Raw genomic sequence first — 20052 nt, forward strand, 5'->3', positions numbered from 1 at the left:
CCACGACGGCTCAGGCGCTACGCCGCTCGGCCGGCATCGCGTCCAGCAAGGATTGCAGCTTGGCGATCGAGTTCTGTTCGGCGAGCGGCGTGTAGACGATCAGCTTCATGTCCGAGCCGTCATCGATCGACAGGCTCATATGCTCGAACACCATCGCGCCGGCGGTCGGATGGCGCAGATGTTTCATGCCCGACAGGCGATGCACGACATCGCGCTGCGGCCACCATTCCCGGAATTCGGGACTTGAGCGCATCATCAGCGCGATCAGCCGTTCGAAATCCGGATCGCCGACATATCTGGCGCTCTCAGCGCGAAACGCGGCAAGGGTTGCGCGCGCCACTTGTTCCCAGTCCGCCAGCAAATGCCGCCGGTGCGGATCGGTGAACACGCCGTGGATGATGTTGCGGGCGTCACCTTCGAGCTGGCCGTAATCGCCGAAAATGGCAACCGCCGCATCGTTCCAGGCCAGCACATCCCAGCGCGGACCGACGACATAGGCGGGCTGCAGGACAAGGCTTTGCAGCATATGCAGCAAGGGGCCTTCGACCTTTCCCGCCGCGATGCGCCGCCGCTCCGGCAGCTGGCGGCCAGCGAGCGTGAACAGATGCCGCTTCTCTGCAGCGTCCAAGCGCAGCGCGCCGCTGAGCGCCGTCAGCACCTCCACCGAAGGGCGCACATCCCTGCCCTGTTCCAGCCAGGTGTACCAGGTGGTGCCGACACCAGCGATCATCGCCACCTCTTCGCGACGCAGGCCCGGCGTGCGGCGCCTGAGACCGGTCGAGATGCCGGTCGCCGAGGGCGTCAGCCTTTCACGGCGCGAACGCAGGAAAGCCCCGAGTTCGCGCCGGCGGCTGTCTTCAGCGGAATGGGAGGGAGCGTCCATGACGCTTATTATAGCAGTATTGATACCAGGATAAAGTTTGAACTGTTTGAGATCGGCCAGACGTCCCATCTTGCATCTGGAGCAGCAGACAGGAGGCTCTGGACATGGACCTGAAAGACAAGACAATCCTTATAACTGGCTCGACCGACGGCGTCGGCCGCGTCGTCGCGCAAAGGCTGGGCGCCGACGGCGCCCGGGTGCTGGTGCATGGCCGCGATGCGGCGCGCGGCAAGGCAGCGGTCGCCGAGATCGAAGCGGCTGGGGGCAGAGCCGAGTTCTTCGCCGCCGACCTCGCCTCGCTGGCCGAAATTCGCCACCTCGCCGAGGCGGTACGTGCCCGAACGAACCGGCTCGATATCCTCATCAACAATGCCGGCATCGGCACGGCAGCCGCCAAGCGGCAGGTCAGTGCCGATGGCTACGAACTGCGCTTCGCCGTCAACTATCTCGCCGGTTTCCTGCTGACCTCGGAGCTTCTGCCGCTGCTGAAGGCCAGCGCCCCGGCGCGCATCGTCAATGTCGCCTCGGCCGGCCAGCAAGCGATCGACTTCGGCGACGTGATGCTCACCCACGGCTATAGCGGCGTACGCGCCTATTGCCAGAGCAAGCTGGCGCAAATCCTGTTCACCGTCGATCTGGCGGAACAGCTGAAAGGCACCGGCGTCACCGTCAACGCGCTGCATCCGGCGAGCTACATGAACACCACCATGGTCCGGCAGGCCGGCGTGACGCCATGGAGCTCGGTCGAAACCGGCGCCGAAGCCATCGTCAACCTTGCCGCCTCACCCGCGCTCGAAGGCCGCAGCGGCCTCTATTTCGACGGACTGCGCGAAGCCCGCGCCGATGCCCAGGCCTACGACGCCACGGCAAGACAACAATTGCGAAGCCTCAGCCGCGACCTTGTCGGCGCGGCCTCCTCAAAATCCAGGGAACGGCACTCATGACCAACAGAACAGAACACACAGTCATCATCGGCGGCTCATCCGGCATCGGCCTGGCAACCGCGCGAAAATTGCTCGGCCCGGGCATGAAGGTGACGATCACCGGGCGCAACCAGGACAAGCTCATCAGCGCTTGGAAGAGCCTCGGCGGTGCCGCCGACAAGGCCGCGTTCGATGCATCGAAGCCGGACGAGGTCCGCCAGTTCTTCGAGCGCCTCGGCCCGTTCGACCACCTCGTCCTGGCGGCCAGCGGCGGCAAGGGCCTCGGCCCGTTCGAAACGCTTGACCTTGCCGATATCGGCAGCGGCGTCGAAGAGAAAGTGCGGCCGCAACTGTCCTGCCTGCAGGCCGCTTTGCCGACACTGAACAAATCGGGCTCGGTCACCTTCATATCGGCGGTGTCGGCTCAGGCCACAATGCCTGGCATCGCGGGTATCGGCGCCATCAACGGCATGCTCTTGACCGTGGCGCCGATCCTGGCGGTCGAACTGAAGCCGCTGCGCGTCAACGTCGTGGCGCCCGGCGTCATCGACACGCCGTGGTGGGACTTTTTGCCCGACGAACAGCGGCAAGCGGTCTTTGCCGAGTACGCCGGCAAGACGCCGGTCGGCCGCATCGGCCGCGCCGAGGATGTCGCCTCCGCGATAGCCTTCCTCGTCTCCAACGGCTTCATGACCGGCCAGGTGCTGACCTGTGACGGTGGGTTGCGGTTCGCGGCGTGACGTCGACTGTCAGAGCGACTGTGCGATCAGAGTCAGGAAACCGCCGCCCAGCGCGACATTGCCGACGAAGCCGTTGATGCGCGCCGCGCGGTCCGGGCCCTGATGATCCCAGAAATTGTGGAACATCGGCGTGGCGACGATCAGGAACAGCACCAGCACCGCGCAGGCGAGTGCCGTCCAAAGGCCGGCCATCACCAGGACACCGGCGATCATCTGCAGCACAATGCCGGCCCACAACGCCAGCCGCGCCTGCGGCACGCCGCGCGCGGCCATAAGCCCTGTGAGGAAAGCCGCGTTCTGGATGTTGCGCAGGCCGGCGACGACGAAGGCGCCGCCGAGTAACAGGCGGCCGAGAAACAACAAGGTCGATGGCAAATCGGCAGGCATGAAACACTCCCTTTGAAAACAATGGGAGCGCCGCCTCCTCGACGGCGCTCTCATGGCTATGGAAATATCAGGCAGCCTTGGCGGCCGGCATCGGATGAATGGCCTGGAACGGGACGCACAGCCGGTTCCAGGTGTTGATCATGCCGAGGGCGACGGACAGCTTGACCAGTTCCTCTTCCGAGAAATGCTCAAGCGTGCGGGCATAGAGCTCGTCCGATACGCCATTGTTGGCGATCAGGGTCACCGCCTCGGTCCAGGCGAAGGCGGCGCGCTCGCGTTCGGAAAACAGCGGCGATTCCTTCCAGGCCGCGACGAGATAGAGCCGCTGCTCGGTTTCGCCGTCGCGCCGCGCCTCGCGGCTGTGCATTTCGACGCAGAAGGAACAGCCATTGATCTGCGAGGCCCTGAGCTTGATCAGGTGCAGCAGGCTGATCTCCAGCCCGCATTCGTCGACGGCCTTGTTGAGTGCCGATACCGCCTTCATGATCTCCGGCGCCTTGGCGAAAAACTGCATCCTCTGTTTCATCTGATGTCCTTTCACATTTGCTTTTGAGGGGTTGAACTGGATTTCTGCGGCCGCTGGTGGCGCGCCACGAAAGCGCAGCTGGCGGCAAAGGATCGCGGATCGCCTTCTGCCGCGTAATCCGCCACGATGTCGGACAGCTTCACTTCAGCAAGCGCTGCCCGGTAGGCGCGCTCTGCCTTGAGCATCGCGGCATTGATGCCGCAGGGTTTGACATAGGCCGAGGCATCGATCTTGACCGGACCGTTGCGGCGGATCTCACCGCAGCGAAATGCCGGTTCACGCCCTTCTATGGCCAGCACGATATCGAGCAGAGTGATGCGTTCGGCCGCCCGCGCCAGCCGATAGCCGCCCGCCGGCCCCGGCACCGATTCCAGGATGCTCGCGGCGGTCAGCATGTTGAGATGTTTCAGCAGATAGCTCGCCGACAGGCCGAAACACTCAGCGAGAGCAGCGCCCGGCATGGTGCTGTTGCCCTCGACGCTCGCCAGCGTGGCGGTGCAGTGGATGGCCGCCTCAACGCCCTCGCCCAGCTTCATGATGCCGATCTCCATTTCATGGATATCTTTTATCGTGGATACTTTTCATCTGCAATAGGAAAATGAAAAACGGCGCCCGAAGGCGCCGCTTTTTTGTTGAATGCCGCCCCTACTCCGCGGCCACCTTGGCCATCGGGTTGTTCGGATGCGTCGTCCAGTTGGCGTAGATCGGCGACACCGGCTTGCCGGTGCGCTGGTCCATGACGCCGGCGGCCAGCGGCTCCATGGTGATGCAGTTCTCGACCGGGCAGACATTGACGCACAGATTGCAGCCGACGCATTCGGCCTCGATCACCTCGAAATGCCTCACGCCATCGACCATGCTGGTGATCGCCTGGTGCGAAGTGTCCTCGCAGGCGATGTGGCAGCGGCCGCATTTGATGCAAGCGTCCTGGTCGATATGCGCCTTGGCGACATAGTTGAGGTTGAGATACTGCCAGTCGGTGACGTTGGGCGTGGCGCGGCCGATAATGTCGTCGAGCGAGCGGTGGCCCTTCTCGTCCATCCAGTTTTCGAGACCCGCGATCATCTCCTGCACGATCTTGAAGCCGTAGGTCATCGCCGCCGTGCAGACCTGCACATTGCCGGCGCCGAGCGCCAGGAATTCGGCGGCGTCGCGCCAGGTGGTGATGCCGCCAATGCCCGAGATCGGCAGGCCGCGTGTCTCTGGATCGCGCGCGATTTCAGCCACCATGTTCATGGCGATCGGCTTCACCGCCGGGCCGCAATAGCCGCCATGCGAGCCCTTGCCATCGATGGTCGGCATCGGCGCGAAACTGTCGAGGTCGACACCAGTGATCGAATTGATGGTGTTGATCAGCGACACCGCGTCGGTGCCGCCGGCATGCGCGGCACGCGCGGGCTTGCGGATGTCGGTGATGTTGGGCGTCAGCTTGGTGATGACGGGCATGCGCGTATACTGCTTGCACCAGCGCACCACCATTTCGATATATTCCGGCACCTGGCCGACGGCCGCCCCCATGCCGCGTTCCGACATGCCATGCGGGCAGCCGAAATTGAGCTCGATGCCGTCGGCGCCGGTCTCCTCGACCAGCGGCAGGATGGCTTTCCAGCTTGCCTCTTCGCAAGGCACCATGATCGAGGCGATCAGCGCGCGGTCGGGCCAGTCCATCTTGACCTGCTTCATCTCGCGCAGATTGGTCTGCAGGTCGCGGTCGGTGATCAGCTCGATGTTGTTGAGGCCAAGCAGGCGCCGGTCGGCGCCCCAGATCGCGCCATAGCGCGGGCCGTTGACGTTGACGACCGGCGGGCCTTCCTCGCCCAGCGTCTTCCACACCACGCCACCCCAGCCTGCCTTGAAGGCGCGGATGACATTGTAGGCTTTGTCGGTCGGCGGCGCCGAAGCCAGCCAGAACGGATTTGGCGATTTGATGCCGACGAAATTGTTGCGGAGGTCTGCCATGACAGGTCCCTTTCAGCCGAGACGAAGAAGCAGTTCAACGGGTGCGAGAATACCGCCTTCAAGCGCGGCGGTGATATTGGCGATCTTGCTGCGGGCATCCTCGCCCATGACGAGGCCGACGCCGGGCGGCGGCTTCTTGCCCTCCGCTTGCGCGGCGGCCATCCGGGCACGCATCGCGGCGAAGAATTCGATGGCGAAAGCACCGCGCCGCCGCTCGGCGACGACGGAGAAGCCGGAAGCCGTGGCAGCCGAGCGATAGTCGTCGGGCGTGGCAACGAAGGACATGCTCTCGTCCGAAGCCCATGGCAGCGGATAGGTCAGCGCGCCGTCCTTGAGCCGCATCACGTCGTAGACGGCGAAGACGCCGCCCGGCTTGAGCACACGCGCGGCCTCGCCCATCAGCTTTTTCTTGTCGGGAAGGTTCATGCCGACATGCAGGATCATGGCCGCGTCGAAGCCGGCATCGGCGAACGGCATGTCCAGCGCGCTGCCTTGCACGAAGTGCGTCCTGTCGGCCATGCCCGCGCGCTTCGACAGGCTGGTCGCGATATCGACATAGCTTTGCGTGAGATCGATGCCGGTGACATCGGCGCCGGCTTCGTTGGCGGCAAAACGGGCGGGACCGCCCACACCGGAACCAATATCGAGCAGCATGGCTCCTGGTTTCAGCCCCATCTGCCCGATGAGTTCCCTTGTGGCGGCGACACCGCCAATGTGGAATTCGTCGACCGCTTCGAGATCGTCGGCACGCAGATGGGCAACGTCCACGCCCGTATCGGCGAGCGCGGCAAGGATGCGCTGCTCGAGACCCGCTATGTCGTAGTGACGGGCGATGCCCGGTTCCACCGTGGCCATGATCCTTATCCCTGCGTCAGACTCCTGTGTATGCTTTCCGCCGCATCGCGCCCTTGCGCCACGGCCGAGACGGTCAGGTCGTCACCGCCAAAGATGCAGTCGCCGCCGGCCCAGACTTTCGCCAGCGATGTCCGCCCTTCCCCGTCGACCTTGATGCGGCCGGCTTCGAGCTCGATCGAGGCCTCGCTGCCGTTGAGCGCGGCCGGGACAAAGCTCTGGCCGATCGCCTTGAACACCTGGTCGGCGACGAGCGTCAACGTCTCGCCGGTGCCGGCGAGCTTGTCGCCCTTCAATGCCGTGTATTCGAGTTCGATGCCCGACACCTGGCCGGCCTCGGCGATCACCCGCTTCGGCTGCAGCCAGTGGCGGATGGTGACGCCGTTGGCGGCGGCAAGATCCTGCTCGAACCCAGAAGCGTTCATGTGCTCCTGACCACGACGGTAGCAGATCGTCACCTCCTCGGCGCCGAGCAGCTTAGACTGCACGGCGGCGTCGATCGCCGTCATGCCGCCGCCGATGACGACGACGCGCCGGCCGACCGGCAGGCCGGAGAGATCGCTGGCCTGGCGCAGCTCGGCGATGAACTCCACCGCATTGGTGACGCCTTCGGCATCCTCGCCATCGGCGCGCAGCGCGTTGACGCCGCCAAGCCCCATGCCGAGGAACACCGCGTCGTAGTTGCGGATCAGGTCGGAAAGCTGGTAGTCGCGGCCGAGCGCCTTGCCGTTCTGGATGTCGATGCCGCCGATCGCGGTGACATATTCGACCTCGGCCTGGGCGAAATTGTCGACGCTCTTATAGGCGGCGATGCCGTATTCGTTGAGGCCGCCGGCCTTCGGCCGTGCTTCCAGTATGGTTACGTCATGGCCATGACGGGCGAGCCGGTGCGCGGCGGCAAGGCCGGCCGGGCCGGCCCCGACCACGGCGACCGTCTTTCCGGTCGGCTCCGCGCGCGGGTAGAACTGCTTGTTCTCGGCCATGGCGACATCGGTGGCGTAGCGCTGCAGGCGTCCGATCTGCACCGGCTTGCCTTCCGCCACCTCGCGCACGCAGACCTCTTCGCACAGCGTCTCGGTCGGGCAGACGCGAGCGCACATGCCGCCCAAAATGTTCTGGTCGAAGATGGTCTTGGCTGAGCCGATCGGGTTGCCGGTCGAGATCTGACGGATAAACAGCGGGATGTCGATCGAGGTCGGGCACGCGTTCATGCATGGCGCGTCATAGCAGAAATAGCAGCGGTCGGATTCGACCAACCCCTCATGATGATCGAGCGGCGGATGCAGGTCGGAAAAATTATCGGCGTACTGCTCGGCCGCAAGCCTGCCGCCGACGATACCTTCCTTGAACTGGCCTTCTGGCATTGTCAGTTCCCCATGTTTTCGTTTTGGGGAAGGCTAGCACGTTTTATTTTTTTATCAATTGGTCAATTTTCGGCGCAAGCTGCTGAAAAGCCTTGATAAAAACATGATTTTTTCACTCATGTTATGCGATGGAGGGTTGCTCTTGCCTGGGTGCGCTGCCCTCGTCGACCGGCCGGCCATGGATTGCCCGCACCTCGTCCGCCACCAGTTCCTGCAGCCGCCACAGATTTCGGTCATGGATGCCGAACGCTTCGAGGTGGCTGACCGTGTTGTAGAGATATTCGGCGCCGGAGCCGATATGGCCGCAGGCCCTGGCCAATATGCTCGCCACTCTGTCCAGCGGCTGGCCCGGCGACGTTCCCCTGCCCTTTACGCCAACCCAGAAACCGAGTGCGCGGAGCGCGCCTTGCGCCGTATGCACCGGCAGCCACCGAACCGAGCTGACGCTCTCATGGTCGCTGATCTCGCGTCGCAGCAACCTTTCGATCTGCGCCGGCTTTTCACCCTCCGGCAAGCGGTAGATCACCCCGTTGCAGCGTCCGCCGCGCTCGAGCGCCATCATCAGCCCCGGCTGCGCGGCACTGCCGCGCCAGCGCACCATGTCGAGACAAAAGGAGCGGTGCCAGCCGAAGGCCGTGGCGAGCCGTTGCTCGACCGATTCGAATTCCGGCTTCCAGATCAGCGAGCCGTAGGCAAACACCCACAGCGGCCCCTCATCCGCTTCGCCGGACAGCCGCGATGCAAGTGTCTGGAAATCCCCGTCCTTCAGCTCCGTCCAACTCAAGTCTGGGCCGGGATCGGCCTCTTCCCTGTGGCACAGTGCGACAAGCTCCGGCGTGAGCGACATCTGGCGCATGAACACCCCCATTGCCGTAGAGAAATCGAAAATCGCGGGGCACGCAACCGAGAACGCATGTCATGGGCAGGCATTATTGTCCCGGGCGGTTGTCGGATTCCCGTATCCTGGATCGTCCTGCGGTGGATCGAACGACGATCGATGCTGAACGGTGAGGAGACCGACCATGCCGAAATCCCCGATGCCCTTCTTCTGGTACGAGCTGATGACTTCCGACCTCGACGCCGCCGAGGCCTTTTACACCAAGGTTGTCGGCTGGACGGCGCAGCCCTTCGACAAAGCGCCCGGCATGCCGCGCTACATCGTCGTGAATGTCGGCGAGCGCGGCGTCGGCGGGCTGATGACGATGCCCGAGGAAGTCGAGAAGCTGGGCGCGCCGCCCGCATGGCTCGGCTATATCCACACCAAGGATGTCGACGCGTCGACGAAATCCTTGAAAGCTGCCGGAGGAGCCGTCCACCGCGAGCCTGACGACATTCCGGGCGTCGGCCGCTTTGCCGTCGTCGCCGACCCGCAAGGCGCGACCTTCATGTTCCTGCAGCCCAACGGCCCCGACCAGCCCGTCGTTCCGGCCAGAACGCCCGGCCATATCGGCTGGCATGAGCTCTACACCAGCGACTGGAAGGCCGCGTTCGACTTCTATTCCAGCCAGTTCGGCTGGGCCAATGCCGGCGATTTCGACATGGGCCCGATGGGCATCTACCGGACCTTCAAGGCCGGCCCCGAATCCGGCGGCGGCATCATGAACAAGCCCGCGCAAATCCCCGTCCCGGTCTGGCAGTTCTATTTCAACGTCACCGGCATCGACGCGGCCGCAAAACGCGTCACCGACAATGGCGGCACGATCCTGATGGGGCCGATGGAAGTGCCCGGCGGCAGCTGGATCGTGCAGTGCCAGGACCCGCAAGGCGCGCATTTCGCGCTGATGGCGCCAGTGCGCTGACGGCAGCATCGCCGACACGAAGCGACGGCCTTTCATCGCACCATCGATGGAAGGCCGTATTGCTCTGCTTGCCGCTCTATTCCGGCGTCAGCACCGCGACCTTCAGCTCGGCCTTTTTCGCCCCGCTGAACTGGACGATGGCCGGGCCGGCCGCGAGCTTGAAGCGCACGCTCTTGCGGATGCCGGGGCAGGTCTTCACGCCGCTATAGCCGGCCGACTTGATGGCCTTGCCGTCCTGGATGACATCGATCCAGGCTTCGCCCGACAGGCTGATCTGAATGGCTCCCCCGGCCGGCACGTCCACGCTGGCGACGGCACCGAAAGTGCCCTGCGCCGGCGCGCGCTCGGGCGGCAGCGTAAAACCGGCTTTCTCCGCCGGAACCAACGCCAGGTCCGCGGCAGCACCCACCGCTAGCTCCGCTCCAGCCGGCGTTGCGGGCGCCGCGGTAAACAGCGCCTGTTCTCGCGCCACAGGCCATTTGAAGGCCTCGCAACCGGCGTCCTCGGCCATGGCCAAGCTGGCGCCTGCAAGGAGTGCGAATAGGCTGATGACGACTTTTTTCATGGCAAGCGAACCCACAGGTTTAGAGTGTTCATCTCAATACAACCATAGCGATATAAATGCAACCCTGACGAGAACGATATGAAAGGTCAAACTGGGGAACATTTCCAATCACCGATTGTTGATGGCGCGCCATGGGAAGTGAATGGTCCATCGCCGGGCAACAATCTATGGCCGAACCGGGAGGGTGAAAATGGAGTTTTAGATGAAGCTTTTTGAAGGCCTCTCCAGATACCAGCCGCAAGCGCTCGGCGTGCTGCGTATCATGACCGCGCTGCAATTCGTCGAACATGGCAGCCAGAAACTGTTCAACTTCCCCGCCAGCGCCGAGCCTCACGTCCTCACCGGGCTAACGACGGCCGCCGGCATCCTCGAATTCGCCGGCGGCATCCTGCTGGCGCTCGGCCTGTTCACCCGCCCGGTCGCGTTCCTTCTGGCCGGCGAGATGGCGATCGCCTATTTCATGGCGCACTACCCGCGCGATTTCTTCCCCGTCAACAACAGCGGCGATTCGGCAATCTCCTTCTGCTTCATCTTCCTCTATCTGGTCTTCGCCGGCGCCGGCGCCTTTGCGCTGGACAATCGCGGCAAGGCCTGATGTCCCCGCGGGGGTGAGCTTTCACCCCCGCATCCGCTCGAAATTCGCATCGAACAGTGGTGTTGCCTGTATGCGCGCCGCATGGCGCTTGCCTAGCAACTCGATTTCGAAGCCGTCGCTTTCGTCGGCGATCTCCTTCGGCACATAGCCGACGGCGACCGACTTTTTCGAATGATGCGCGTAGCCGCCCGACGTCACCCAGCCACGCACGGCGCCGTCGAACCAGATCGGCTCGTCGCCGATAACATCGGCGTCGTCGGCGTCGAGGATGAAGCTGCGCAGCCGCAATTTGCCGCCTTGCTTGCGCTCGGTCAGCGCCGCCGCCTTGCCGATGAAATCCGCCTCCTTGCCATAGGCGACGAAGCGGTCCAGCCCGGCTTCGAGCGGCCCGTAGATCGGCCGGTATTCGCGCCCCCATGAGCCGTAGTTCTTCTCCAGCCTGAGCGCATTGAGCGCGCGCGAGCCGAACAGGCCGATGCCGAATTCTTCGCCCGCCGCCATCAAAGCATTGAACGCCGCGCGTTGATATTCCGGCGCCACCCAGATCTCGTAGCCGAGATCGCCTGTATAGCTGACGCGGCCGACCAGGCACGGCGCCATGCCGATATCCATCCTGGCCACCGCCATGAACGGAAAGGCCGCGTTGGAGACGTCCGCGCGGCTGACCTTGGCCAACACTTCCCGCGCCTTCGGCCCGGCAATGGCAAGGCCGGTGAGCTTCGCGCCCAGCGCCTCGATCTGGACCGAGCCGTCGCCAGGCAGATGCGCCTCGAACCAGCGCATATGGTACTGCTCGGCAATGCCGGAACCGGCGAGGAACCAGCCGTCGCTGCCCAGATTGGCGAGTGTGAAATCGCCGATCAGCCTGCCGTCGTCTTTCAGCATCGGCGCCAGCGTCATGCGGCCGGGTTTCGGCAGTTTGCAGGCAAGCATGCGGTCGAGCCAGGCCGCCGCCCCTTCACCCGTCACCTTGTATTTGGCGAAGCTTGAAATCTCCGCCAGGCCGACGCCGTCGCGCACCGTCGCGACCTCCCTGGCGACATGAGAAAAATCGCTGGAACGCCGCCAGGAGAACTCGTCCTTGATGCCTTCCGGCGCGTACCAGAGCGGCACTTCGAGCCCATAGGCGACGCCAAACTGCGCGCCCTTGGCCGACAATAGATCGTAGACCGGCGTCGTCTTCAGCGGCCGGCCGGCGGGCAATTCCTCATTGGGGAAGCGGATCGAAAAGCGCCTGGAATAGTTTTCGCGCACCTTGGCGTTGGTGTAGGCCATGGTCGCCCAGTCGCCATAGCGCGCCACATCCATGGCCCATATGTCGGCGCCGGGATCGCCCTCGATCATCCAGTTGGACAGCGCCAGCCCGACGCCGCCGCCCTGGCTGAAGCCGGCCATGACGCCGCAGGCAACCCAGAAACCCGGCAGGCCGCGCACCGGCCCGACCAGCGGGTTGCCGTCGGGCGCGAAGGTGAAGGGGCCGTTGATGATCTGTTTGATGCCGGTGTTCTGGAAGGCCGGGAAATGCCGGAACCCGACCTCCAGCGACGGCGCGATGCGGTCGATGTCGGGCGCCAGCAATTCATGGCCGAAATTCCAAGGCGTCTGATATTCCGACCACGGCCTGTTGGCCTTCTCGTAGGTGCCCATCAGCATGCCGCCGCGCTCCTGGCGCAGATAGAGCTCGCCGTCGAAATCGACCGCATGGATGATCTCCGTGCCGGTCTTGGCGTTCCAGGCGGCGACTTCCGGCATGTCCTCGGTGATCAGGTACATGTGCTCCATGGCCAGCACCGGCAGTTCGAGCCCGACCATGCGGCCGACCTCACGCGCCCACAGGCCGCCGGCATTGACGACATGCTCGGCCACCACCTCACCCTTGCTGGTGATGACGCGCCACATGCCATCCGGCCGCCGCACAATGTCCTCGACCTTGGTGAAGCGCTCGACCTCGGCGCCCAGTTTACGGGCGGCCTTGGCATAGGCGTGAGTGACGCCGGAGGGATCGAGATGCCCATCCTCCTTGTTGCGGACGGCGCCGACGAACTGCTTGGGGTCGAGCAGCGGCATCAGCTCGGCGGCTTCGTTGGGCGAGATCACTTCCAGGTCGATGCCGAGATAGCGGCCCTTGGCGACGACGCCGCGCAGCCAATCCAGCCGCGCCTCGGTCGCGGCGAGGAGCACGCCGCCGGTCAGGTGCACGCCGGTCGCCTGGCCCGACAGTTCCTCGATCTCCTTGTAGAGGCTGATCGTGTATTTCTGCAGCTTGGCGACGTTGGGGTCGCCATTGATTGTGTGCATGCCGCCCGCCGCGTGCCAGGTCGAGCCGGATGTCAGCTCGTCGCGCTCCAGAAGCATCACGTCGGTCCAGCCATGGCGGGCGAGATGGAACAGCACGGAACACCCGACGACACCGCCGCCAATGACCACGACCTTTGCATGCGATTTCATGGATTTTTCTCTGATATCAAAGGATTGGATGGGTGAGATGAATCAGGATGGGAGGCATCACGGCTCGCCCTGTCCGATCGCTTCCTTGCGCCTGGCCACATAGGCCTCCAGCGCTTCGCGCACGACGATGTCCATTGCCGGCTCGACATAGTCTTCCAGCGCCTTTTTCCACAGCCGCGTCGCGCGCGCTGTTGCATCGAGGCTGCCGGCCTCCTGCCAGGCTTCAAAATTCTGCCAGTTGGACAGCATCGGCTGGTAGAAGGCGGTGGCGTAGCGCTCGAGCGTGTGCGGCTCGCCGAAGAAATGGCCGCCCGTCGGCACCGCGCCCAACGCCTCGATGGCGAGTTCGGCCTCGTCGACCACGATCGGCCGCAGGAACTCCATCATGTGCTGGATCATCTCGACATCGATAATGAACTTTTCGAACGACGCCGTCAGCCCGCCCTCCTGCCAGCCGGCGGCGTGGTAGACGAGATTGCCATGGCCAAGCACCGCGCCCCACAGCGCCATCAGCGTCTCATAGGCGCCTTGCGCGTCCGCCGCGTTGGAGGCCGAGCCGGGCGTCGTCCGGTAGGGCAGCCCATAGCGCCGCGCCAATTGCCCGGATGCAATATTGGCCTTGGTATTTTCAGGTGTACCGAAGGCCGGCGCGCCGGACTTCATGTCGACATTGGAGGTGAAGGCGCCGTACATCACCGGCGCCGCCGGCCGCACCAGCTGCGTCAGCACCACGCCGAACAGCGCCTCGGCATTCTGCTGCGCCAAGGCACCCGCCAGCGTCACCGGGCTCATCGCCCCCATCAGCGTGAACGGCGTCACCGCCACCGACTGGCCGAACTCGGCCATGGTCATCAGCCCCTCGGCCATCATCTCATCGAAGCGGCGCGGCGAGTTGACCGAGATGATGGTGGCGATGCCCGGATCGTCGCGCATCTGGTCCAACGTCAGGCCGCGCGCGATCGCCATCATCTCGATGCCGTCCAGCGCCCTGCCCCGGCCGATGGCCGAGACATGAAAGCTCTTGTCGGTCAGCGTCAGATTGGTGAAATAGGTGTCGAGATGGCGCGAATTGGCTGGAAGTTCGACAGGCGCGCAGACCTGGTTGCCCAGCATATGAACGCAGTTGAAATGCTGCGCCAGCCGGGTCAGGTCCGCATAGTCTCTGAGATTGCCGGCGCGGCGGCCACGCTCCATATCGTGCACATTGGGCGGGCCGGCGACGAGGGTGAAATTGATGGTGTTGCCACCAAGATGAATGGCGTTGGCCGGATTGCGCGGCGTCAGCGTATAGCTGGACCGGGTGGTCTTCAGTGCCTCGTCGACCATGCCGCGATCGAGGCGGACATTGGCCGAGGCGTGATCAACCCTGGCACCCGCCTGCTCGAACAGCGACAGCGCCCGCGGACTCATCACCTCAATGCCGAAATTCTCCAAAATATGCATCGAAGCCTGATGGATCGCCTCGATCTGGTCGGACGACAGCAACGCCATCGGCGGATAGGGATTGGTCACCCGCCTTTGCGGCAGCTGCGGGATGGGCGCTGGCCCCCGGTTGCTGGTGCGCTCGGCGCCGCGCTTGCGTCTTGGTTCGTTCATGCCGGCATCAAAGCTTCGGCAAGGCGGGCAAGCTGTCAGAAATACGCCGTTTACGGGCGCGATTTTAGCCAAGGCGGCATTTCTGCAAAACGACTTTATAAAAAGCGACAGTAAGCGGCGGAATACTACTATGGCATTTTCTCGGACGCTCATGCCGATGATGCGTTAACGGCGGCGGCAAGATTCCCTTTATGATTTCGGCCTATTGCTCACCCAATGCGTAGGTCGAGTTTTAGTAAAATTGTAGCGGTTGGCGTGTTGCTGGCACTTTCGGCCTGCGCGACCGCGCCCAGCCACATCAACAATGTCTGTGCCGTCTTCGACCAGAATGACGGCTGGTTCGACAATTGGCAGTCAGCGGCCGAACGCACGGAGCAGAGATACGGCGTGCCGGTCCCCGTGCTGATGGCGACGGTGCGCAAGGAATCCGGCTTCAAGAGCAATGCCCGGCCGCCGCGCACCAAGCTCCTCGGCTTCATTCCCTGGAAGCATGTCTCCTCGGCCACCGGCTTCTCGCAGGCGCTCGACGGCACCTGGTCGCAATATCAGCGCGAAACCGGCAACTGGGCGGCGCGGCGTACCAAATTCGCCGACGCCGTCGATTTTGTCGGCTGGTATCATTCCAAGACGGCAGACACCTACGGCGTCGCCCGCAACGACACCTACAATCTCTACCTCGCCTACTATCTCGGCTGGACCGCCTATGGCCGCGGCAATCGTGGCGACGCCGGCGTGCAGGGTTACGCGCGGGCCACCGACAAGATGGCGCGGGACTATGAGGCGCAGTTACGGCAGTGCGGAAGCTGACACTCAGCCCCGTTAGTGCCGCCTTGTCGTATCTTTCGGCTTTGAGACACCGGTTTCGGAAGTCTCGTCGCGGACTTCGTGGCGACGGGCTCGCAAGACGGCGTCCGTGTCCTCGACAGCCTTTCCGGTCGCATCGGCCTCCGCATTGGCGTTTTTGCCGCTCGGGCGCGCCGGCGGCGAACCGGCAAAGCCTGGCCCCGTGCCATGTGGCGCATCGTCCGGCACGCCTTCATGCGCGGCATGTTCCTTGTCGAACTTGATCACCGGCTCCATCTTGGCCAGCACGTCGTCGGCCAACCAGCACAGGCTCATATGGCCGTCGCCCAGATGCTTGACCGGCGGCACCTTGGTCTCGCACAGATTGTCCGGCACCAGTTTCTTGTAGCCGCAGCGCGTCTGGAACGGGCAGCCGGTTGGCGGGTTCATCGCCGAGGGAATGTCGCCCTCCAGCACGATGTGCCGCTTGACCACGCTGGTATCGGCGATCGGGATCGCTGACAAAAGCGCCTCGGTATAGGGGTGGTAGGGCGGCGCGAAGATCTGATCGGTCGTGCCTTGCTCGACGATATAGCCGAGATACATGACGACGACGCGGTCGGCGATGTAGCGCACCACCGACAGATCGTGGCTGATGAACAGCATCGTCGTCTTGTTCTTGCGCTGGATGTCCATCAACAGTTCGGTCACCGCCGCCTGCACCGACACGTCGAGTGCCGAGACCGGCTCGTCCGCCACCACCACCTTGGCGTCGCCGGCAAAGGCGCGCGCCACGCCGATACGCTGCTTCTGGCCACCCGACAGCTGGCGCGGCTTGCGCGTCTCGAAGGCGCGCGGCAGCTTCACCAGGTCGAGCAGTTCCAGCATGCGCTTGCGCCGGTCGGCAACCGTCTTGCCGACATTGAATTTCTCCAGCGTGCGGATGATCTGCGAGCCGACCGAATGGCTGGGGTTTAGCGTATCGAACGGGTTCTGGAACACCATCTGGATCGACGACACGGTTTCGACACTGCGGCTCTCGATGCCGGTCGACTGGATCTGCTTGTTGCCCAGCGTCACCGTGCCGGCACTTGCAGTCTCCAGCCCGAGCAGCACCTTGGCCAGCGTCGACTTTCCGCAGCCGGATTCGCCGACGATGGCGACGGTTTCGGATTCGCGCGCCATGAAGGAGATCGTCTCGTTGGCCTTGACGACGCGGCCTTCGCTCGAGCCGAACACCTCGCTGCCGCCGACCTTATAGTATTTCCTGAGATCCTCGATCTTGAGCACCGGCGCGCCAGGCACGACGCGCTCATTGACCTTCTTGGCGCCGGGCGGCAGCGCCTCCCAGTCGATCTCGTTGAAGCGCACGCAGCGTGAGAAATGGCCTTCGTGGCCGGCGACCTCGACCATCGGGATTTCCGCGGCGTTGCAGACGCCCTCGACGAAATGGTGGCAGCGCGGGCCGAAATTGCAGCCCTTCGGCCGCTCATGCGGCAGCGGCAACTGCCCGGGGATGGAGATCAGCGGCCGTGAATTCTTGTCGGCGCCCGGCAGCGGGATCGAGCGGAACAGCCCTTGCGTATAGGGATGGCGCATCCGGTCGAACACGTCCTTGATCTTGCCGGTCTCCACCGCCTCGCCCGAATACATCACGGTGATGCGGTCACAGGTTTCGAGGATAAGGCCGAGATTGTGCGACACGAAGATCATCGACGTACCGAACTTCTCGCCCAGCCCCTTGACCAGTTCGACGATGCCGGCTTCCACCGTCACGTCGAGCGCCGTCGTCGGCTCGTCGAGCAGAAGCAGCGCCGGCTTCGACAGCAGCGCCATGGCAATGACGATGCGCTGCTGCTGGCCGCCGGAGAGCTGGTGCGGATAAGAGCGCATCATGCGCTCGGGATCGGGCAGCTTGACCGCGCGCACCATTTCGAGGGAGCGTTTGTAGGCCTCTTCCTTCGACACCTTGTCGTGGATCAGCGGCACTTCCATCAACTGCTGGCCGACCTTCATCGCCGGATTGAGGCTGGCCATCGGCTCCTGGTAGATCATCGCGATCTTGTTGCCGCGGATGGCGCGCAGCTCCTCCTCGGAGAGCTCGCCCATGTCCTTGCCCTGGAACTTGATCCTGCCGCCGACGATCTTGCCGATGTTGGAGAGGTCTCGCATGATGCCGAGCGACACGGTCGACTTGCCGCAGCCGGATTCGCCGACGATGCCCATCGCTTCGCCGGGCATGACCGTGCAGGAAAAATCCATGACCGCCGGTATTTCACCCTTGCGGGTGAAGAAGGAGATCGACAGGTTTTCGATCTCGATGATCGGCTCTGCGGGATTTCGAACTGCCTCGTTCATGGGTCGCTCCAATCCAAATTCTACCAGATGCGGGCCGGAGCCCGTCAATCAGTCTTTCATCGATTGCTCACGCAGCGAGTCGGCCAAGAGATTGAGCCCCAGCACGAACGACATCAGCGCGATCGTCGGCGGCAACGCCGGATGGATGAAGGAGCGCAGCAGCCGGCTGGCGTCCTTGATCGCCGTGCCCCAGTCGGGGCTTTCCGGTGCCAGGCCGAGGCCGAAATAGCCGAGCGTGCCGAGCAGGATCGTTGTGTAGCCGATGCGCAGGCAGGCATCGACGATCAGCGGTCCGCGTGCATTGGGCAGGATTTCCCACAGCATGATGTACCAGGGTGATTCACCGCGCGTCTGCGCCGCCGCCACATAGTCGCGCGTCTTGATGTCCATCACCAAGCCGCGCACGATGCGGAACACGCCCGGGCTGGAGGCAAACACCACGGCCACGAAGATGTTGAGCTGGTTGGGATCGATGTGGACGATGTGCAGCGGGTCCCTGTCGAAGACAAGGCCGAGATAGATCCAGCCGCCTATGATCAGCGTCAGGCCGAGCAGGATGTACAGCCGATCTGGCCGGTTTTTGTAGCGCGTCCAGAACAGCACGCTGAAGAAGATGATCGGAAACAGGAAGAACACGCCGGCCATGGCATAGGGGATCGGCGTGTCCATGATGCCCGGCGTCACCAAGAGGTAGAACAGCAGGATCACCGGGAAGGCCAGCACAAGGTTGGCCAGGAACGACAGCACGGTATCGATCTTGCCGCCGTAATAGCCGGCAGGCAGGCCTAGCGTGATGCCGACCATCAGCGCGAAGCCGGTCGCCGCCGGCGCGATGATCAGCACGATCTGGCTGCCATAGACCATGCGTGAAAACACGTCGCGTGCCAGCTTGTCGCCACCGAACAGATAGACAAGCCCTGATTGCGGCTCGATGGCGCCGGGCAGCATGTCCTTCATCACCGGGACCTGTGCCAGCGGATCGAAAGGCGAGATGGTCGATGCGAAGATCGCCGTGAACAGCCAGAACAGGCAGATGCCGACGCCGACGATGCCGACCCCGCTGTCGAACAGCTGCCCGTAGAGCGCCAGCTTCTTCTTGTAGGCGAAGCTCGCCCCCATGACGATGATGAGCGCGATCCAGACCGGCCAGAAGCGCGACAGCACTTCGAGAATGACGGTGAAGGCACTGATATATTGGACCTGCATCCGCTTCGCCCCCTACTGAACTCTGATACGCGGATTGAGAAACGCGTAGCCGACATCGGAAATGAGCTGTGTGATCAAGACGATGAACACCGAGACCAGCGAGCAGCCAAGCAAAAGGTCGATGTCGTTGTTGCCGGCGGCCTCGACCAGCGTGTAGCCGAAGCCCTGGTAGCGGAACATCACCTCGACGATGACGACGCCGGTGAGCAGCCAGGGAAATTGCAGCATGATGACGGTGAACGGTGCGATCAGCGCGTTGCGCAGCGCATGTTTCACCACCACGCCGCCGAAGGAGAGGCCCTTCAGCCGGGCGGTGCGGATATATTGCTGCGTCATCACCTCGACCATCGAGGCGCGTGTCATGCGGGCGATGTAGCCGATGCCGTAGATCGCCAACGTCATCACCGGCAGGGTGAAATTGTAGAAGGTGATGCCCTGGCTTGCCGACGCGGCCGAACCGTTCAGCCAGCCGAGCCATGAGGCGAAGATGACGGTGAAGATGACGCCCGACACATATTCGGGCGTCGCCGTCGAGGCGATCGAGGCGACCGAAAGCACCCGGTCGGTTCGCGACCCCTCGCGCATGCCGGCCAGGATGCCGATCAAGAGCGATACCGGCACCATCACCGCCAACACACAGAACATCAGGATGCCAGTGGCGCCAAGTGCGGGAAACAATTTCGAGGCGACCGTTGTCTTGAACTTGGTCGAGCAGCCGAAATCGCCTTCGACGACGCCGGCGAAGGTCGGCACGACCGGGTCATTGCAGAACGAGAAACGCTGCGCCGGCTTGCCGGTCGCCGGGTCGGTCACCGGCTGCTTTGGCATGACGCCCAGCCACTGCCCGTAGCGGACAAAGAAGTTCTGCCGGTAGCCATGATTGACCAGCCAGCTCTCGAGCTGCTCGGCCGACGTGTGCATTTCGGTCTGGCTGATCGCCAGCTTCTTCAGATTGGGTTCAAGGTTGATCAGGAAAAAGACGATCATAGTCAGGCACAGCATCGTCAGTGCCATGGTGCCAAGACGCCTGATAACGAAGGAAAGCATGGCGGCCCCCTGCCGGTCTGG

The 20052-nt window shown here is 63.6% G+C and carries 19 protein-coding genes; 5 read left to right on the top strand and 14 right to left on the bottom strand.

Going from position 1 to position 20052, the window contains the following annotated elements; genetic code table 11:
• Positions 1–10: 10 nt before the first annotated feature.
• Entirely contained in the window at positions 11–883 is an 873-nt protein-coding gene (locus MAFF_RS07650; RefSeq protein ID WP_010910316.1) for a helix-turn-helix transcriptional regulator, read from the bottom strand.
• A gap of 104 nt (positions 884–987) precedes the next feature.
• Here MAFF_RS07650 and MAFF_RS07655 point away from each other — a divergent pair, with 104 nt between their 5' ends.
• The gene (locus tag MAFF_RS07655) at positions 988–1827 is read left to right on the top strand and encodes an SDR family oxidoreductase (protein WP_010910317.1); all 840 of its coding nucleotides are present in this window, start codon (positions 988–990) and stop codon (positions 1825–1827) included.
• Positions 1824–2546, top strand: coding sequence for an SDR family oxidoreductase (locus MAFF_RS07660; protein ID WP_010910318.1), 723 nt, complete (start codon positions 1824–1826; stop codon positions 2544–2546). Before MAFF_RS07655 ends, MAFF_RS07660 begins: the two co-directional genes overlap by 4 nt.
• Positions 2547–2555: 9 nt before the next feature.
• On the opposite strand, the gene MAFF_RS07665 is transcribed toward MAFF_RS07660, so the two are convergent.
• The 7 genes from MAFF_RS07665 to MAFF_RS07695 all read right to left on the bottom strand — a co-directional run bounded on the left by MAFF_RS07665 (position 2556) and on the right by MAFF_RS07695 (position 8490).
• Positions 2556–2933: a DoxX family protein gene (locus MAFF_RS07665; protein WP_044548071.1), complete on the bottom strand. Its 378-nt coding sequence runs from the start codon at positions 2931–2933 to the stop codon at positions 2556–2558.
• A 67-nt stretch (positions 2934–3000) separates the two neighbouring features.
• A complete protein-coding gene (locus MAFF_RS07670) occupies positions 3001–3459 on the bottom strand; it encodes a carboxymuconolactone decarboxylase family protein (RefSeq protein ID WP_010910320.1) in 459 nt (152 codons plus the stop codon).
• An 11-nt stretch (positions 3460–3470) separates the two neighbouring features.
• A complete protein-coding gene (locus tag MAFF_RS07675; protein ID WP_010910321.1) occupies positions 3471–3995 on the bottom strand; it encodes an RrF2 family transcriptional regulator in 525 nt (174 codons plus the stop codon).
• A gap of 109 nt (positions 3996–4104) precedes the next feature.
• On the bottom strand, positions 4105–5418 hold the full coding sequence (gene preA / locus MAFF_RS07680) for an NAD-dependent dihydropyrimidine dehydrogenase subunit PreA (RefSeq protein WP_010910322.1): 1314 nt from the start codon (positions 5416–5418) through the stop codon (positions 4105–4107).
• A gap of 12 nt (positions 5419–5430) precedes the next feature.
• A complete protein-coding gene (locus MAFF_RS07685; RefSeq protein ID WP_010910323.1) occupies positions 5431–6273 on the bottom strand; it encodes a class I SAM-dependent methyltransferase in 843 nt (280 codons plus the stop codon).
• A gap of 5 nt (positions 6274–6278) precedes the next feature.
• On the bottom strand, positions 6279–7634 hold the full coding sequence (locus tag MAFF_RS07690) for an NAD(P)-dependent oxidoreductase (protein WP_010910324.1): 1356 nt from the start codon (positions 7632–7634) through the stop codon (positions 6279–6281).
• A 121-nt stretch (positions 7635–7755) separates the two neighbouring features.
• Positions 7756–8490 (bottom strand): gamma-glutamylcyclotransferase, encoded by a 735-nt coding sequence (locus MAFF_RS07695; protein ID WP_044550615.1) that lies wholly within the window; start codon positions 8488–8490, stop codon positions 7756–7758.
• 166 nt (positions 8491–8656) lie between these two features.
• Here MAFF_RS07695 and MAFF_RS07700 point away from each other — a divergent pair, with 166 nt between their 5' ends.
• Positions 8657–9433: a VOC family protein gene (locus tag MAFF_RS07700; RefSeq protein ID WP_044548075.1), complete on the top strand. Its 777-nt coding sequence runs from the start codon at positions 8657–8659 to the stop codon at positions 9431–9433.
• Between the two features lie 76 nt (positions 9434–9509).
• On the opposite strand, the gene MAFF_RS07705 is transcribed toward MAFF_RS07700, so the two are convergent.
• On the bottom strand, positions 9510–9998 hold the full coding sequence (locus MAFF_RS07705; protein ID WP_080511808.1) for a hypothetical protein: 489 nt from the start codon (positions 9996–9998) through the stop codon (positions 9510–9512).
• Positions 9999–10200: 202 nt separating this feature from the next.
• Here MAFF_RS07705 and MAFF_RS07710 point away from each other — a divergent pair, with 202 nt between their 5' ends.
• The gene (locus tag MAFF_RS07710) at positions 10201–10593 is read left to right on the top strand and encodes a DoxX family protein (protein WP_010910328.1); all 393 of its coding nucleotides are present in this window, start codon (positions 10201–10203) and stop codon (positions 10591–10593) included.
• 21 nt (positions 10594–10614) lie between these two features.
• Here MAFF_RS07710 and MAFF_RS07715 read toward each other — a convergent pair whose 3' ends face one another.
• Together MAFF_RS07715 and MAFF_RS07720 are read right to left on the bottom strand one after the other, a co-directional pair.
• Positions 10615–13041, bottom strand: coding sequence for a GcvT family protein (locus MAFF_RS07715; RefSeq protein WP_010910329.1), 2427 nt, complete (start codon positions 13039–13041; stop codon positions 10615–10617).
• A gap of 57 nt (positions 13042–13098) precedes the next feature.
• A complete protein-coding gene (locus MAFF_RS07720) occupies positions 13099–14637 on the bottom strand; it encodes a trimethylamine methyltransferase family protein (RefSeq protein ID WP_044548078.1) in 1539 nt (512 codons plus the stop codon).
• 216 nt (positions 14638–14853) lie between these two features.
• Here MAFF_RS07720 and MAFF_RS07725 point away from each other — a divergent pair, with 216 nt between their 5' ends.
• A complete protein-coding gene (locus MAFF_RS07725) occupies positions 14854–15444 on the top strand; it encodes a transglycosylase SLT domain-containing protein (protein ID WP_010910331.1) in 591 nt (196 codons plus the stop codon).
• Positions 15445–15456: 12 nt separating this feature from the next.
• On the opposite strand, the gene MAFF_RS07730 is transcribed toward MAFF_RS07725, so the two are convergent.
• Genes MAFF_RS07730 through MAFF_RS07740 form a run of 3 tightly spaced genes read right to left on the bottom strand, consistent with a single transcriptional unit; the run spans position 15457 to position 20031 of the window.
• A complete protein-coding gene (locus tag MAFF_RS07730; RefSeq protein WP_010910332.1) occupies positions 15457–17778 on the bottom strand; it encodes a dipeptide ABC transporter ATP-binding protein in 2322 nt (773 codons plus the stop codon).
• A gap of 48 nt (positions 17779–17826) precedes the next feature.
• Positions 17827–18984 carry an ABC transporter permease gene (locus MAFF_RS07735; protein WP_010910333.1) on the bottom strand — a complete coding sequence of 386 codons (1158 nt, stop codon included), beginning with the start codon at positions 18982–18984 and terminating at the stop codon, positions 17827–17829.
• A 12-nt stretch (positions 18985–18996) separates the two neighbouring features.
• On the bottom strand, positions 18997–20031 hold the full coding sequence (locus MAFF_RS07740; protein ID WP_010910334.1) for an ABC transporter permease: 1035 nt from the start codon (positions 20029–20031) through the stop codon (positions 18997–18999).
• Positions 20032–20052: the final 21 nt, after the last annotated feature.

Source organism: Mesorhizobium japonicum MAFF 303099, from assembly GCF_000009625.1.
GTDB classification, from domain to species: Bacteria; Pseudomonadota; Alphaproteobacteria; order Rhizobiales; family Rhizobiaceae; genus Mesorhizobium; species Mesorhizobium japonicum.